Origin of the sequence: Streptomyces sp. NPDC007905 (assembly GCF_042959345.1) — a bacterium.
Lineage (GTDB): Bacteria > Actinomycetota > Actinomycetes > Streptomycetales > Streptomycetaceae > Streptomyces.
Window position 1 is genome coordinate 119,219 of sequence record NZ_JBIBKS010000002.1, and the last position, 15,766, is coordinate 134,984.

Consider the following 15,766-nt stretch of genomic DNA (forward strand, 5'->3'; position numbering starts at 1 on the left):
CCCGCGCGAGCGCAGCCGCGCGTCGGGGAGGGTGGGCGGGGGGAGGTCCCCCGCGCGAGCGCAGCCGCGCGTGGGGGAGGGCGGGCGGGGGAGGTCCCTCGCTCGAGCGACGCCGAGAGTGAGGGAAGCACCCCGCGAGCGCGGTCGAGCGGAACCCACCCACCCCCGGCCCCGGCCCCGGCCGGCGGTCCCCGACCGAGGAAGCCGCGCATGACCGACTCCCCGGCCCAGAAGAGCTACCGCATCGAAGACCTCGCCCACCACACCCGCACCACCGTGCGAACCATCCGCGCCTACCAGGACAAAGGCCTCCTCCCCCGTCCCGAGCGCCGGGGCCGTGCCAACCTCTACTCCGACATCCACCTCACCCGCCTCCTCCAGATCAGCCACCTGCTGAACCGCGGCTACACCCTGGCCTCGATCAAGGAGCTCCTGGACGCCTGGGACACCGGCCGCGGCCTGGGCGGGGTCCTCGGTCTGGTCACCGAGGTGGAGGGACCGTGGACCGACGAGGAGCCGGCCCGGATCACCCGCGCGGAGCTGAGCACCCGCTTCGGCGGCACCCCCGACGAGGACGCCGTGGCCGAGGCGGTCGAACTCGGCGTACTGGAACCGGTCGACGGCGACCCCGACACCTTCCTTGTGCCGAGTCCCCAAGAGCTGTCCGTCGCGGCCGAGTTGCATGCTGCCGGGGTCCCCCTGTCCGCGATCTCTGGTCATCTGCGGGAGTTGAGGGGGCAAGTGGAGCACATAGCCGCCCGTTTCCTGGAGTTCACCGGCGAGTACGTCTTCGCGCGCTACCTCGACGACGCCACCCACCGCACGGACGCCCACGCGGCAGAGGCCGCCTCGCTGGTGCGCCGGCTGCGACCCCTGGCCCGGCAGACGGTGGATGCCGAACTGGCCCGCGCCATGCGCGTCTTCGCGGTCCAGCACCTACGGACACGTCTGGTCACCGGGCAGCCGGCGTCGCCGCGCGAGGAGACGCGTCCCGTCGACCTTCCCGTGGAGACGATCAGGGCTGTGGAGCGCCTTGTTGGCGGCGCGCACACGTCCCTCTTCATCGCGCTCGCTGCCGAACGGGAGGTGCGTGCACGGGTCTTGGACGGCCTTGTCCCACCGGAGGGCGCACACACCGAACTTCGCGAATCACCCTGAACTGGTGCGCGGTTGTCCACAAGTCCTCCAATTCGCTTGTGGATAACCTCACTTGGTTGTGGATCAAACCTGCGGACGAAAACCACCTGCGTGATCCGCGTCTCTCCAGCACGCTGGAGGCATGGACGAAAGACGCACCGTGAAGGTGTCGAAGTACCTCTCGAAACACCTCCGCCACCAACCGGAACGCATCGGTCTCAGCCTCGACGAGGGCGGCTGGGTGGAGATCGACACACTGATCGCCGCGGCCGCCGCGCACGGATTCCGGTTCACGCGCGCGGAACTCGACCACGTGGTGGCCGCCAACGACAAACAACGCTTCGCGATCGAAGGCACGAAAATCCGTGCCAGCCAGGGCCACACCGTCGAGGTCGACCTCGGCCTGCCCCCGGCGACCCCGCCGCCGTACCTCTACCACGGCACCGTGGCCCGCAACCTGGACGCGATCCGCGCCGCGGGCCTCAGGCCCATGAACAGGCACGACGTCCATCTCTCGGCCGACCGTAAGACCGCGGCCCGGGTCGGTGCCCGCCGCGGCCGCCCCGTCGTGCTCGCCGTGGACGCCGGCGCCATGCACCGCGACGGCCACGTCTTCCACCTCAGCGCCAACGGCGTGTGGCTCACCAAGGCCGTACCGGCGCGCTACCTGCGGTTTCCCGATCCGCGCTGACAACGGCACAGCCCGGTGCACGGGCGCACGCAGAACATCCCACGGCCCTGCCCCGTGCGTGGCTCAGCAGGCACGCACAGTGACCGATTTCGGCCATGGCCGGTGCGTCCCCTTACTTTCGGACGCATGAGTCTGCGTCTGAGCACCGTCAGCACGGTGGGCCGTGGATACGGCCCGTCGCGGTCCTGGGACAGTCGTCGTGACGCATACGGATTCCTCGAAGCCGCCTGCTGGTCGATACGGTCGAGGGCTGCGACAGCCGGTGACCCCCAGGGCCATGGGCTCCCGAGCCGCTCCCCCGGCCCGCGAAAGGTCGCAGGATATCCACTGCCGGCGGGGCCGAGGCCATGTGTACTCAAAAGGACGGCCGCCGCCACAGCCGGTTTGGGCACGGCACGCCGGCGGCGCCATGATGGGGCCGTCCGAGTAGCCCCGGTGCGGTGGGAGCAGCAGATGCGGCGAGACGGGAACACATCCCCGTCCGATCTCCAGCTGAAGATCGTGTTGCACGGTACGAGACCGCCTCTGTGGCGGCGGATCGTGCTGCCGTCCGACACCTCGCTCGGCACGCTGCACGACGCGATCCAGGTCGCCTTCGGCTGGCACGGTGGGCATCTGCACCTGTTCACCGACGAGTTCGGTCGGGGGTACGGTGTCGCCGCCGACCTCATCGACCTCGGTTTCGGCCGCGAGGTCGGAGACGAGGACGCCACCGCGCTCGGCGACGTGCTCACCGAGGAGGGGGCACGGCTGCGCTACACCTACGATTTCGGGGACGACTGGGAGCACGGGGTCACGCTGGAGAAGACGCTGCCACGCCCGGCGGACGCGGAGCGCATGGTGCGCTGCGTGGGCGGCCGCCGCGCCGATGTGCCCGGCGAGGACATCGGCGGCGTGTGGGGGCTGGCCGACGTGCTCGAACTCCTCGACCGCCCGGACGGGGCCGAGCACGACGTGCACGGCGAACTCGTCGCCGGGCTCCGCGCGGCGGGTTACGATCCGGCGGCCTTCGACCGGGACGAGATCACCGGGCGGCTCGCCCGGCTGACGCCGGACAGGGCGTCCGGCACGGCGAGCCAGCCGCCCGGTGGTCCGGCCGGACGCGGCGGTGCCCGTCGGCCCACCGCCGAGGACGTGGCGTTGTGTACCTGCGGGCGGTGCCGGGTGGGCGATCCGGCCGAGGATGCGCCTGTGCTGCGCCCGGTCACCCTGGCTCCGCAGGAGGACCTTGTCGCCGCTGTGCGGGATGTCCCGCTCTGCGACGCGGCGCTGCGGCTCGCCGCCTGGTGCCGCGAGGGACGACAGGTCACCGCCGGCCGGGTGCTGCGGCCCGCGCTCGCCCGTGAGGCCGTCGAGAAGCTCGGCCTGTGGAAGCTGGCCGGCGACGACTCGCCGTACGCCGATGCCGTCGCGCGGGCTCGTGCGTTGAAATCGCTGCGCAGCGCCAAGGACGTGGCCGTTCTCGACGATCCGTGGTGGCTCGCCGTGGACGGCGGGCTGATCACGATCAGCGGGGGCCGCGCGTGGGGTGGCGCGGCAACCGACTTCTCCGGTGAGGACCTTCTGGAGTTCTGGGCCGCCACGCTGGGCGATCTGCTGGAGGAGATCGGTGAGACGGGGGTGCTGGACGGGTGGCACGGTGAGCTCGGCGAGCTGACGGCCGAGATCGCCGACGGACTGGTCGGCCTGCTGTACGACGCCCCGGACGACGCCTGGGTGGATGTCCACGACCTGCGCGCGAAGACCCGTGAGGCGGGCGAGAACGGACCGGAGTTCGATCTCTTCCAGGCTCTGTTCGCGGCGTCCTTCCGAGTACTGGGCGAAGGGCTTGCTCTGTTGGGCGCGGTGGAGTACGAGCCCGGTGACAGCGACGATTCGCCCGAGCAGGCTCTGCGCACACCCCTGAACGCCATGGGCGGGCAGGAGCCGGGCAGTTCAGGAACCTCCTCGGCGGCGTCGGACCGGTCTCGGGACGACAGGCGCGGCGACCGCATGCGGCTCACCCCTCTCGGCCGCTACGGGCTCCGCGCCTACCTGATGGAGTGCGGTGTGCCCGCGCCGCTGCTCGGTGAGTACGCCGAAGCGGACGCCGGCGCTCTGCTCCAGGGGCTCCTGGGCTACTCCCCCGAGGAGATGCGCCGGGAGGTCGAAGGGTGGCTGGAACACCGCTCCGCGGCGGATGCCGCGGTGGGGCTGCTCGACGCCTGCGCGGGAGACGGCCCCGAGGCCGCGGCGAAGCGCGCCGTGGCCCAACTGGTGCTGGCCGAACTCGACGACCCCCGGGCACGGCGGGTGCTGCGGAAGGCAGCGGACTCCGATGTCGCGGGGTGCCGCCAGGTGGCCACCGCGGCCCTGGGCGCACGCCCCGGGGCAGAAGCGCACCGGGACCCGGCGCAGGCGGAGGAGGCCGGGTTGTGGCTGCTCATCGACGGGCTGTCGCTCCTCGCCGGTCCCCAAGAGAACGAGGAGCTGGTCCGGGGCTTCCTGGAGAACTGGAAGACGGCGCCGGAGGCGCTCGAACAGCGGGTGGACGACCTGTGGCGGGTGGAGCACCCGGCCACCGCGCAGGTCCTCGCCGAACTGGGTGAGGGCTTGCGCGGCGTCGACAAGCGGCTGGCCAAACGCATACGCACCGCGGCGAACAAGGCGCACTCCCGCCGGTGACGAAGGAGCGGCCGAAACCGCTGGTGGGTGACGGCGCGTGGTGGGAAGCGGGGCGCGGTGCGGCTCGCTTGCACAACGATGAGGCGAAAGAGAATGGCACGAGTCGTCGTACGGGAGCCGGGCAGCGGCATGAGGAGCGTGCCGCCACTGGCCACACCGGAGTCGGCCGCCTGGGCGCGGGGTCTGCTCGACGGCGGCTGGGCGGCGGTGTTCCTGCCCGGCGAGCCCGCCCGCCTCGGCCGACTGCTGCTGTGGCAGCCTGCCGGAGCAGCCGACGGGGATGGCATGGCACCAGCGGGTGTCGAGACCGAGGCGGTGGAGCTGGTGCTGCCGCACGGCCGCTCGGTCAGGCGGCGCAAGGTGGTGGGCTACGCGCTGCCCGTCGCTCTCGCCGTTGCCGCCCTGACCGGGGCACAGCCACCGCATCCCTCGGCGGCGGCCTGGCAGGCCGCCGTCCGCCTCGCGCTGCGGCTGCTCGCCGACGGCCGTGTCCACCCGGCCCTCACCCCCGCCGGCTACGACAGCTGGCAGGCGGGTCCCTTCACCACAGCCCAGCGGCAGACTCTGGACGCCCTCGCCGCCGCGTTCCCGCCCCACGCCCACTGCCTGCCCGAGCCCGGCCCGACACCGCTGCGGATCGCCGAACCGGCCGCGCTGGTACGCCAGTTCTGCGATGCGGTCGCCGACGACCTGGTCCGCACCCCGGCCGCCCCGCTCGCCATGGGAGCCCTGCCGTACGCGAGGCGCGAGGCGCGTGCCGTGCCCGCCCTGCGCGAGTGGGCCGAGGAGACCGCCGCCGCGTTCACCGCCGAGGTCGGCGTCTCACTGCGCGTCGACCTGCCCGAGGGGCGGCGCAGGCAGTTCCGGGCCGTCCTGCAACTGCACACCGCGGCGGATCCGGCACTGGTCATCGACGCCGCACGCCTGTGGAGCGAACCGGCCGAAGTGGAACGGCTGCTCGGCCCGCGCGCCGAGACCGAGACGCTGCTCGCGCTGCGCCGCGGCGCCCGCGTCTGGCCACCGCTCCAGCGGTTGCTGGAGGACGCCGCTCCCGATCAGCTCCGGCTGACCGACGACGAAGCCTTCGAGCTGCTGGGTGACGCCACCGACGCGCTGCGCGCGGCCGGTATCGACGTGCACTGGCCGCGCGAACTGGTCAAGGCACTCACCGCAACCGCGGAGATCGGGCAGCGCACCGCCCCCGGCTCCAGCGCGGGCGGCCTCCTCGACGCCGACGCCCTCCTCGACTTCCGCTGGCAACTCTCGCTGGGCGGCGAGCCGCTCACCGAGGCCGAGATGGACGCCCTCGCCGAGGCCCGCCGCCCCCTCGTCCGGCTGCGTGACCAGTGGGTGGTCGCCGACCCGAAGCTGGTGGCCCGTGCCCGGCGCCGCCGGATGGAACCGCTCGCCCCCATGGAAGCGCTCGGCGCCGCGCTGACCGGCGAGGTGGAAAGGGACGGCGAGCCGATCCCCTGCGCGGCGGTCGGCCAGTTCGGCGACCTCGTCGCTCGTATCCGTGATCCCGAAGCCCGCACTCCCGCCCCGCAGCCCGCCGCTCTCAAGGCCACCTTGCGCGACTACCAGAAGCGGGGCCTTGCCTGGCTGGCCGAAATGTGCGAACTCGGCCTCGGCGGCTGTCTCGCCGACGACATGGGTCTGGGCAAGACCATCACCCTGCTCGCTCTGCATCTGCACCGCCAGACCGACCCCGCCACCACGGGCCCCACGCTCGTCGTCTGCCCGGCCTCGCTGCTCGGCAACTGGCAGCGCGAGGCGGCCCGGTTCGCGCCGGCCACTCCGGTGCGCCGCTACCACGGCGGCGACCGGCACCTCGACGACCTGGCCGGCGACGAGATCGTCCTGGTCACCTACGGGGTGCTGCGCCGCGACCGCACAGTCCTCGCCGAGAACGACTGGTCACTGATCGCCGCCGACGAGGCCCAGCACGTCAAGAACCCCTACGCCGTCACCGCCCGCGAACTGCGGGCCCTGCCCGCCCGCGCCCGCGTCGCCCTCACCGGTACCCCCGTGGAGAACAACCTCTCCGAACTGTGGGCGCTCCTCGACTGGACCACCCCCGGACTCCTCGGCCCGCTCACCGCCTTCCGCGACCGCCACGCCCGCGCCATCGAGTCGGGCGACAATCCCGAGGCCGCCGAGCGCCTGTCCCGGCTCGTCCGTCCCTTCCTGCTGCGCCGCAGGAAGTCCGACCCGGGCATCGCGCCCGAACTGCCGGCCAAGACCGAGACCGACCGCGTCGTCTCACTGACCGCCGAACAGACCAGCCTGTACGAAGCGGTGGTCCGCGAGACCATGGCGAAGATCGAGGAATCCGAGGGCATCGCCCGCCGCGGCCTGGTGCTCAAGCTACTCACCGCGCTCAAGCAGATCTGCAACCACCCGGCCCAGTACCTGCGCCAGTCCAGTCCTTTGCGCGGCCGGTCCGGCAAACTCGACCTGCTCGACGAACTGATCGACACCATCACCGCCGAAGGCGAGTCGGTACTCGTCTTCACCCAGTACACGAAGATGGCGACCCTCCTGGAGAAACACCTCGCCGAACGCGGCACCCCCACCGTCTTCCTGCACGGCGGCACCCCCGTCCCACGGCGCGAGGAGATGGTGGAACGCTTCCAGCGAGGCGAAGTGCCGGTGTTCCTGCTGTCGTTGAAGGCGGCTGGCACCGGACTCAACCTCACCCGCGCCACCCACGTCGTGCACTACGACCGCTGGTGGAACCCGGCCGTCGAGGATCAGGCCACCGACCGCGCCTACCGCATCGGCCAGGACAAACCCGTCCAGGTCCACAAATTCATCGCCGAGGGCACCGTGGAGGACAAGGTAGCCAAGCTCCTGGAATCCAAGCGCGCGCTCGCCGACGCCGTCGTCGGCTCCGGCGAGGCCGCCCTCACCGAACTGTCCGACGCCGACCTCGCCGAACTCGTCGCCCTCGGGAGGCAGCCGTGAGCCCCTCGGTCCCCGGCCCACGCCGCGCGCCGGCCCGAGGTGGGCGTGCCTTCGCCGCGACATGGTGGGGGCAGGCATGGGTGACGGCCCTGGAGGGCTCCACCCTGGACGCCGGGCGCCTGTCACGCGGACGCACCTACGCCCGCAAGGGCATGGTCGGCCCGGCGACCGTCACCCCGGGCCAGATCAAGGCAGCAGTCCAGGGCAGCCGGCCACGCCCGTACCGCTCCGCCGTCCACCTGCCCGTCCTCACCGACACCCAGTGGGACACCCTCCTCGACACCATCGCGGCCCGAGCCGGACACCTCGCCGCCCTCCTCGACGGCGAGATGCCCGCAGAACTCGTCGACGACGCCCGCCACGCCGGCGTCCCGCTCCTCCCGCAACCCACCGAACTCGACCCCGAATGCTCCTGCCCCGACTGGGGCCACCCCTGCAAGCACGCCGCCGCGCTCTGCTACGCCATCGCCGCCACCATCGACGACGACCCGTTCGTGCTGTTCGCGATGCGGGGCCGCGGACAGGACGACGTCCTCGCGGAGCTGCGCGCACGCCGCACAGCGCGCCGGACCGTCGACACCCCGCCCGCTCCGGCCAGCGTCCACGCGGCCGGCGCCTACGCCGCGTGGGCCGCCCTGGCCGAGCACGATCCGGGGTTGCCCGACCTGCCTGAACCATCCGCCCACGTCGCGGCGCTGCCGGTTCCCCCGCCGTCCGGCAGCGGTCTGACCAGCGCGGACCTGGAGCGCCTGATGACCGACGCCTCCGTGCGGGCGACACGGCTGCTGTCCGGCGACACCACCAGCCTGCACCTGACCCAACACCAGGACGCCGTACGCATCGCCGCCAACAGCCCCGGCCCCGAGTGGTTCCACCACCTGATCCAGAACATCGGCGCACATGCCACCGCCTTCGCCCGTCTCACCCGCGCATGGCGCCACGGCGGCCTCACCGGCATCACCGTCGCCGAACAGCCCCACAGCCCGGACCCGTCGGCGATGACAGCAGCCCGCACCGCCCTGACCACGGCCCTCGCCGAAATGACCGACACCCCGGTCCGCCTCAGGACCTGGCGCAACCGCCTCACCCTCACCGACCACGGCATCCAGGTGCGTCTGGGGCCCGACGCCCGCTGGTACCCCTACCGCCAGGAGAACGACGGTGAATGGTGGGCGGCGGCACCGGCCGACACCGACCCCGTTGCCGCGCTCACCGCGATCTGGCAGCGGACTGGGACGTGACGGCAGCGGTGGTGCAGTGGCGTCCGTTTTACCGGATGTGAGGACAGGGGCGGGATGAGACTGGGCGACGCCGAGTACGTGGCAGCGCTGGACGAGACCATGGAGATCCTTCAACGTTGGGCGCGGGAAGGCCGCACCGACGGCTGGTACAAGTCCCTCAGCCAAGCGCTGAAGGCGGAGGGGCACAACGTCCACTACCGCGGCCCGATCATCAGCCACCTGCTCGCTGACGCGTGCCGCCGGGACAGTCAGGGGCCCCAGCCCATGCTCTCCGTCATCGTGATCCTCAAGGCAATCGGCAGGCCCGCCGGCCAGTTCTTCGAGCTGGCGAACGGGGCCCCGTTCCACCGGACGGCTGCGGACTGGACCTGGGAGCAGAAGCGCGCCCGCGTCTTCGCGCGCCACCGCGAGGGCTGAAGGTAGCCCCAGCCGGGGATGCCCGGTGCTGTCGTTGCTCCCAGTCACCGGAGCATAGAGTCGTAGGCATGCGACTGAGCACCGTGATCCTTCCCATCCACAGGTGGGGCGAGGGACAGAAGGTCTGGCAACGCGCCGAAGACCTCGGCTTTCACACCGCCTATACCTACGACCACCTCTCCTGGCGCACCTTCCGGGACGGACCGTGGTTCGGGGCGGTACCCACTTTGACCGCAGCAGCGATGACTACGCAGAGTATGCGACTGGGTACTCTCGTAACCTCGCCGAACTTCCGGCACCCGGTGACCCTCGCCAAGGAACTGATCTCCCTGGACGACATCTCGGGCGGCCGCGTCACCCTGGGCATCGGCGCGGGCGGCACCGGCTTCGACGCGACCGCCCTCGGCCAGGAGCCGTGGACGCCGCGCGAGCGCGCCGACCGGTTCGCCGAGTTCGTACCGCTGCTCGACCGACTGCTCACCGAGGACGCGGTGTCGTACGAGGGCCGGTTCTACTCGGCGCACGAGGCGCGCAACATACCCGGCTGCGTGCAGCGGCCCCGGCTGCCGTTCGCGGTGGCGGCCACCGGCCCGCGCGGACTGAAGCTCGCCGCGCGGTACGGACAGGCCTGGGTCACCACCGGCGACCCGAAGCTGTACGAGAGCGGTACCCCCGAGCAATCGGTCCAGGCCCTGCGCGGCCAGTTGGAGAAGCTGTCCGAGGCCTGCGCGGCGGCCGGCCGGGACGTGGCCGGGATGGAGAAGGTCCTGCTCACCGGGTTCACCCCGGACCGCGGCCGGCCGCTCGAGTCCCTGGACGCCTTCGTGGACTTCGCCGGCCGCCACCGGGAGCTGGGCTTCACCGAGATCGTGATCCACTGGCCCATCCCGGACTCCGACTTCGCCGCGGACGAGAAGGTCTTCGAGCGCATCGCCATGGATGCGCTCGCCCAGCTGCTCTGACCCGGTGACGGACGTGGCCTGTCGGCCATCTGTGATGTGTCTGTGGACTCGTCCGTGCGGACTTCCGCACGGCCGTGCGGGCATATGCGCGAGAATGGCCCGGTGACCTCAGCGACCAGACAGCCCGGGACCCCGGCCGCCGCCCTAAGGCCGCGGCTGATCGCCACCGACCTCGACGGCACTCTGCTGCGCGACGACAAGTCGGTCTCCCCGAGGACGGTCGCCGCGCTGGCCGCCGCCGAGGCCGCGGGCATCGAGGTCTTCTTCGTCACCGGCCGCCCGGCCCGCTGGATGGACGTCGTCAGCGACCACGTCCACGGTCACGGCCTGGCGATCTGCGGCAACGGCGCCGCCGTGGTCGACCTGCACGGCGGACCCGGTACCCACCGGTTCGTGAAGGTGCGCGAACTGGCCCGCGCGAACGCGTTGGCCGCCGTGCGTCTGCTGCGCGAGGCGGCACCCGGCACGGTGTTCGCGGTCGAGCAGACGTACGGCTTCCACCAGGAGCCGGCCTACCCCAAGCTGCACATGGAGATACCGGACAACCTGCTGCCCGCCGAGGAGCTCCTCGCGCCCGAGGGCCCGGACGCCGACCAGCCCGTCCTCAAGATCCTCGCCTACCACCCCGACCTCGACCCGGATGCCTTCCTCACCCTGGCCCGCCTGGCGATCGGCGACCGTGCCAACGTCACCCGCTCCAGCCCCAGCGCCCTGCTGGAACTCAGCGGCCCCGGCGTCTCCAAGGCCAGCACACTCGCCCTGTGCTGTGCCGAGCGCGGCATCTCGCACGAGGAGGTCGTGGCCTTCGGGGACATGCCCAACGACGTCGAGATGCTGACCTGGGCCGGCCGGTCGTACGCGATGGGCAATGCCCACCCGGACGTCATCGCCGCCGCCTCGGGCCGTACGGTCGCCAACAACGAGGACGGCGTGGCGGTCGTGATCGAGCGTTTGATCGCCGAACACCCATGACCCCACCGCTGGTCGGGGCTCACGGGTAGCGGCCTCGCAGGGTGCCTGCCACACCACCGTCGCGGTACTCCCTCTGTCACAGAGCCTCGAGCGGGGCCCGGGTGCGCCTGCCGCCACGCTCCGTCACCGCCCCGACCAGCGACTCCGCCGCCCTCTCCCGCCGCGCCATGGTCCGCAGCGGCCCGTCCACGGCGGCCAGCTCCACGTAGGGACCCCGCTGCACCACCCGGCCCGCATCGAGCACGACCACCTCGTCCACCGCGTCGAGGCCCGCCAGCCGGTGGGTGATCAGCAGCGTCGTACGGCCCGCGGTGGCGGCCAGCAGATCCGAGGTGAGTGCGTCCGCCGTCGGCAGTTCCAGGTGCTCGGCGGGCTCGTCCAGGACGAGCACCGGGAAGTCGGCGAGCAGCGCACGCGCCAGTGCGAGCCGCTGCCGCTGGCCGCCGGACAACCGCGCCCCGTGCTCGCCGACGAGCGTGTCGAGTCCGTGGGGCAGCCCCTCCACCCAGTCCAGCAGCCGGGCCCCGGCCAGTGCGTCGCGCAGGTCGGCCTCGGTGGCGTCCTTCCGGGCCAGCAGCAGGTTCTCGCGCACGGTGCTGTCGAAGAGGTGCGCGTCCTGGGCGCACAGTCCGACGAACCGTCGTACGTCGTCACCGGCGAGCGCGCACGCGTCGACACCGGCGAGCGTGTACGAGCCCGCCCCCGGGTCGAGGAACCGCAGCAGCACCTGGGCGAGGGTGGTCTTGCCGGAGCCGGAAGGACCGACGACGGCGATCCGGCGCCCCTCCTCCAAGGTGAGGTCGAGTCCGGCGATCGCGTCCCGGTGCTGCCCCTCGTGCCGGGCGGTCAGGCCCCTGACGACGACCGGGAAGGGCGCGGCGGGCGCCTGCCGGGGCCGCTCGGGTTCCCGTACGGGCTCCGGGGCGTCCAGTACCTCGTACACACGCTCCGCACTGCGGCGCACCCGCTGCCGGTAGCGCACGGCGAGCGGCAGTCCCAGTACGGCCTCGAAGGCGGCCAGCGGGGTGAGGACCACCACGGCCATCGCCACCCCGTCGAGCCGCCCCGCGGCCACCGCCTGGGCACCGAGCAACGCGGAAGCGGTGACGGTCAGACCGGAAAGGAGCGCGGTGAGCCCGTCGCCGAGCGCGGTGACGCTGGCGGCGCGCGAGGCGATCCGGGTGAGCGTGCCGTCGGCCTGCCGGGCCGCGGCCGTACGGGCCGGCAGCGCGCCGGCGACCGTCAGTTCCGCGGTACCGGTGAGCAGGTCGGTCACGCGGGTCGCGAGCACGCCCCGGGCGGGCGCCAGCCGCCGCTCGGCACGCCGGGCCGCGGCCGCGGTGACCAGGGGAACCCCGACACCGGCCGCGCAGAGCCCCGCCGCGAGTGCGGCCCCGGCCTCGGGCAGCAGCCAGGCCGTGAAGGCGACGGAGGCGCTGGAGACGGCGATCGCGACGCCGGCGGGCAGCAGCCAGCGGAGCCAGTAGTCCTGGAGCGCGTCCACGTCGGCGACCAGCCGGGAGAGCAGATCGCCGCGGCGTGCCGTCCGCAGGCCCGCGGGCGCCAGCCGCTCCAGCCGCCGGTAGACGGCGACCCGGGTGTCGGCCAGCATCCGCAGCACGGCCTCGTGCGACACCAGCCGCTCGGCGTACCGGAAGACGGCCCGGCCGATCCCGAAGGCCCGCGTCGCCGTCACGGCCACCATCAGGTACAGCACCGGCGGCTGCTGCGAGGCCCGGGAGATGAGCCAGCCGGAGGTGGCCATCAGCCCGACGGCACTGCCGAGGGCCAGGCTTCCGAGCAGCAGAGCGAAGAGCAGCCGGCCGCGCCGGGGACCGGCCAGGGCCCGGACCCGGGCCGGCACCCGCCGCCGAGGGGCGGCGGCGGTGCGGGGTTCGGCCTCCGCAGGGCCGCTCGTTTCGAGGGCGCGCGTACCGGGGCCGTCGTGCTCGGCGGCCACAACGGCAGGCGCCGCGCCGACAGTCGACTCGGCGCCGGACACCTCGGGCAGATCCAGCCGCACCACTCGGTCCGCAACCTCCAGCAGCGCCGGCCGGTGCACCACGAGCAGCACCGTGCGGCCCACCGCGAGGCGCCGCACCGCTGCCACGACATCGGCCTCCGTCGCTCCGTCCAGTGCCGCCGTCGGCTCGTCCAGCAGCAGGACGGGCCGGTCGGCGAGGAAGGCCCGGGCCAGCGCGAGCCGCTGCCGCTGCCCGGCGGACAGCCCGGCCCCGTCCTCTCCGAGCACCGTGTCGGGCCCCTCGGGCAGCGCGTCCACGAACTCCAGCGCACCCGCGTCGCGCAACGCCCGCCGTACGGCGGTGTCGTCGGCTTCGGGCCTGGCCAGCCGTACGTTCTCCGCGATGGTCCCGGCATACAGGTGCGGCCGCTGCGGCACCCACGCGATACACGACCGCCACTTCTCGAGGTCGACGTCCGCGAGATCGGCGTCCCCGACCCGCACCCGGCCCTCGGTGGGCCGTACGAACCCCAGCAGCATGTTCAGCAGGGTCGACTTGCCCGCGCCGCTCGGCCCGACCAGCGCCACCGTCTCGCCGGGCTCGACGGTGAAGGACACGTCGGTCACGGCATCCGTCGACCGTCCCGGGTAGCGGATGGTCACCCCGTCGAAGGCCACCGGCCCGGCGGGCACCGCCGCGGTCCCGTACGCCGTCACCGGCGTCTCCAGCACGGCGAAGATCTCCTCCGCCGCTGCCAGCCCCTCTGCCGCCGCGTGGTACTGCGCGCCCACCTGGCGCAGCGGCAGATACGCCTCAGGCGCCAGCACCAGGATGACCAGGCCGATGTAGAGGTCCATGTCGCCGTGCACCAGGCGCATGCCGATGGTCACAGCGACCAGGGCGACCGACAACGTGGCCAGCAACTCCAGGGCGAACGAGGAGAGGAAGGCGATCCGCAGGGTCCGCATGGTGGCCTGGCGGTACTCGCCGGTGATCCGGCGGATGGACTCGGCCTGTGCCTTGGCGCGGCCGAACACCTTCAGGGTGGGCAGCCCGGTGACCACGTCCAGGAAGTGGCCCGACAGCCGGGACAGCAGACGCCACTGACGGTCCATCCGTGACTGGGTGGCCCAGCCGATCAACATCATGAAGAGCGGGATGAGGGGCAGGGTGCCGACGATGATGGCCGCCGAGACCCAGTCCTCGGTGACGATCCGCGCCAGGACGGCCACCGGGACGACCACCGCGAGCCCCAACTGCGGGAGATAGCGGGAGAAGTAGTCGTCAAGGGCGTCGACCCCACGTGTGGCCAGGGTGACCAACGAGCCGGTCCGCTGTCCGCTCAGCCATCCGGGGCCCAGCTGAGCAGCGTGCTCCAGCACCCGCCGCCGTAGCTCCGACTTCACGGCCGCACTCGCGCGGTGTGCCGCCAGCTCGGTGAGCCATGCGACAACCGACCGGCCCACGGCTACGACGGCGAGCAGCAGCAGGGGAGTGCGGAGTTCAGGGAACGACTGCCCATCCTGGAAGGCTCCGACCACCACCTCGGCGATGAGCATCGCCTGGGCGATGACCAGGCCGGCCCCGACGGCTCCCAGACCGACGACCGCCACCAGGAACAAGCGGGTGGCTCGGGCGTATCGCAGGAGGCGCGGATCGATCGGTTTCACGTGAAACATGCCCTTCGGACCAGAGGGTGTGTTTCACGTGAAACGCACCCCCGGCGGACTCAGTGTGCGGCGCCGGCGGAAGCGTCGGGAGCGATGTGCTGCGTGCCGATCCGCTTGCGGAACACCCAGTAGGTCCAGCCCTGGTAGAGCAGGACGATCGGAGTGGCGATCGCCGCACACCAGGTCATGATCTTCAGGGTGTACGGGCTCGACGAGGCGTTGGCGACCGTCAGACTCCAGTCCCCGTTGAGCGTGGACGGCATGACGTTCGGAAAGAGCGACAGGAAGAGCATCGCCACGGACGCCACGATGGTCACGCCGGACAGCGCGAACGACCATCCCTCGCGCCCCACCTGGTTGGCCACCAGAGCGGCCACCAGGGCGGCGACCGCCACGATCAGGGCGACCAGGCTCTTGCCGTCACCGCTGTCGGCCTGCGTCCACAGCAGAAAGCCGAGCGCCACTACAGCCGTGACGAGACCGACCCACAGCGCCAGCTTCCGTGCCCGCAGCCGGATGTCACCGACGGTCTTGAGCGCGGTGAACACCGCCCCGTGGAAGGTGAAGAGTGTAAGCGTCACCAGGCCGCCGAGCAGGGCGTAGGGATGGAGCAGGTCCCCTAGAGTGCCGACGTACTCGAAGTGCTGGTCGATCTTGACGCCGCGCACGATATTTCCGAAGGCCACCCCCCACAGGAACGCCGGGATGAGCGAGGTCCAGAAGATGGCCGTCTCCCAGTTGCGCTGCCAGTTCTCCTCGGGTCGCTTCGCCCGGTACTCGAAGGCCACGCCCCGGACGATCAAGCAGACCAGGATGACCAGCAGCGGCAGATAGAAGCCGGAGAAGAGGGTGGCGTACCACTCCGGAAAGGCGGCGAAGGTCGCACCGCCCGCGGTGAGCAGCCACACCTCGTTGCCGTCCCAGACGGGTCCGATGGTGTTGATCAGTACCCGCCGCTCGGGCCGGTTCCTGGCGAGCAGCTTGGTGAGAATGCCGACCCCGAAGTCGAAGCCCTCCAGGAAGAAGTAGCCGGTCCACAGGACGGCGATCAGGACGAACCAGACGTCGTGAAGTTCCATGA

General features: G+C 72.1%; 10 protein-coding genes. 8 read left to right on the forward strand and 2 right to left on the reverse strand.

Going from position 1 to position 15,766, the window contains the following annotated elements:
* The first annotated feature begins 210 nt into the window (after nt 1–210).
* From ACFZDC_RS04230 to ACFZDC_RS04265, 8 genes are all read left to right on the forward strand, one after another.
* Nucleotides 211–1,158: a MerR family transcriptional regulator gene (locus tag ACFZDC_RS04230; protein WP_391319938.1), complete on the forward strand. Its 948-nt coding sequence runs from the start codon at nt 211–213 to the stop codon at nt 1,156–1,158.
* A 121-nt stretch (nt 1,159–1,279) separates the two neighbouring features.
* Entirely contained in the window at nt 1,280–1,828 is a 549-nt protein-coding gene (locus ACFZDC_RS04235; RefSeq protein ID WP_391319940.1) for an RNA 2'-phosphotransferase, read from the forward strand.
* Between the two features lie 453 nt (nt 1,829–2,281).
* On the forward strand, nt 2,282–4,492 hold the full coding sequence (locus ACFZDC_RS04240) for a plasmid pRiA4b ORF-3 family protein (RefSeq protein ID WP_391319942.1): 2,211 nt from the start codon (nt 2,282–2,284) through the stop codon (nt 4,490–4,492).
* 93 nt (nt 4,493–4,585) lie between these two features.
* Nucleotides 4,586–7,459, forward strand: coding sequence for an SNF2-related protein (locus tag ACFZDC_RS04245; protein WP_391319943.1), 2,874 nt, complete (start codon nt 4,586–4,588; stop codon nt 7,457–7,459).
* Nucleotides 7,456–8,700 carry an SWIM zinc finger family protein gene (locus ACFZDC_RS04250; RefSeq protein WP_391319945.1) on the forward strand — a complete coding sequence of 415 codons (1,245 nt, stop codon included), beginning with the start codon at nt 7,456–7,458 and terminating at the stop codon, nt 8,698–8,700. Before ACFZDC_RS04245 ends, ACFZDC_RS04250 begins: the two co-directional genes overlap by 4 nt.
* Before the next feature lie 54 nt (nt 8,701–8,754).
* On the forward strand, nt 8,755–9,117 hold the full coding sequence (locus ACFZDC_RS04255; protein ID WP_391319947.1) for a hypothetical protein: 363 nt from the start codon (nt 8,755–8,757) through the stop codon (nt 9,115–9,117).
* Nucleotides 9,118–9,185: 68 nt separating this feature from the next.
* Nucleotides 9,186–10,079: an LLM class flavin-dependent oxidoreductase gene (locus ACFZDC_RS04260; protein WP_391319948.1), complete on the forward strand. Its 894-nt coding sequence runs from the start codon at nt 9,186–9,188 to the stop codon at nt 10,077–10,079.
* Nucleotides 10,080–10,163: 84 nt separating this feature from the next.
* Entirely contained in the window at nt 10,164–11,051 is an 888-nt protein-coding gene (locus ACFZDC_RS04265; RefSeq protein WP_391319950.1) for an HAD hydrolase family protein, read from the forward strand.
* 76 nt (nt 11,052–11,127) lie between these two features.
* Here ACFZDC_RS04265 and cydD read toward each other — a convergent pair whose 3' ends face one another.
* Nucleotides 11,128–14,685 (reverse strand): thiol reductant ABC exporter subunit CydD, encoded by a 3,558-nt coding sequence (gene cydD / locus ACFZDC_RS04270; RefSeq protein ID WP_391319951.1) that lies wholly within the window; start codon nt 14,683–14,685, stop codon nt 11,128–11,130.
* A 59-nt stretch (nt 14,686–14,744) separates the two neighbouring features.
* A complete protein-coding gene (gene cydB, locus ACFZDC_RS04275) occupies nt 14,745–15,764 on the reverse strand; it encodes a cytochrome d ubiquinol oxidase subunit II (RefSeq protein ID WP_391319953.1) in 1,020 nt (339 codons plus the stop codon).
* Nucleotides 15,765–15,766: the final 2 nt, after the last annotated feature.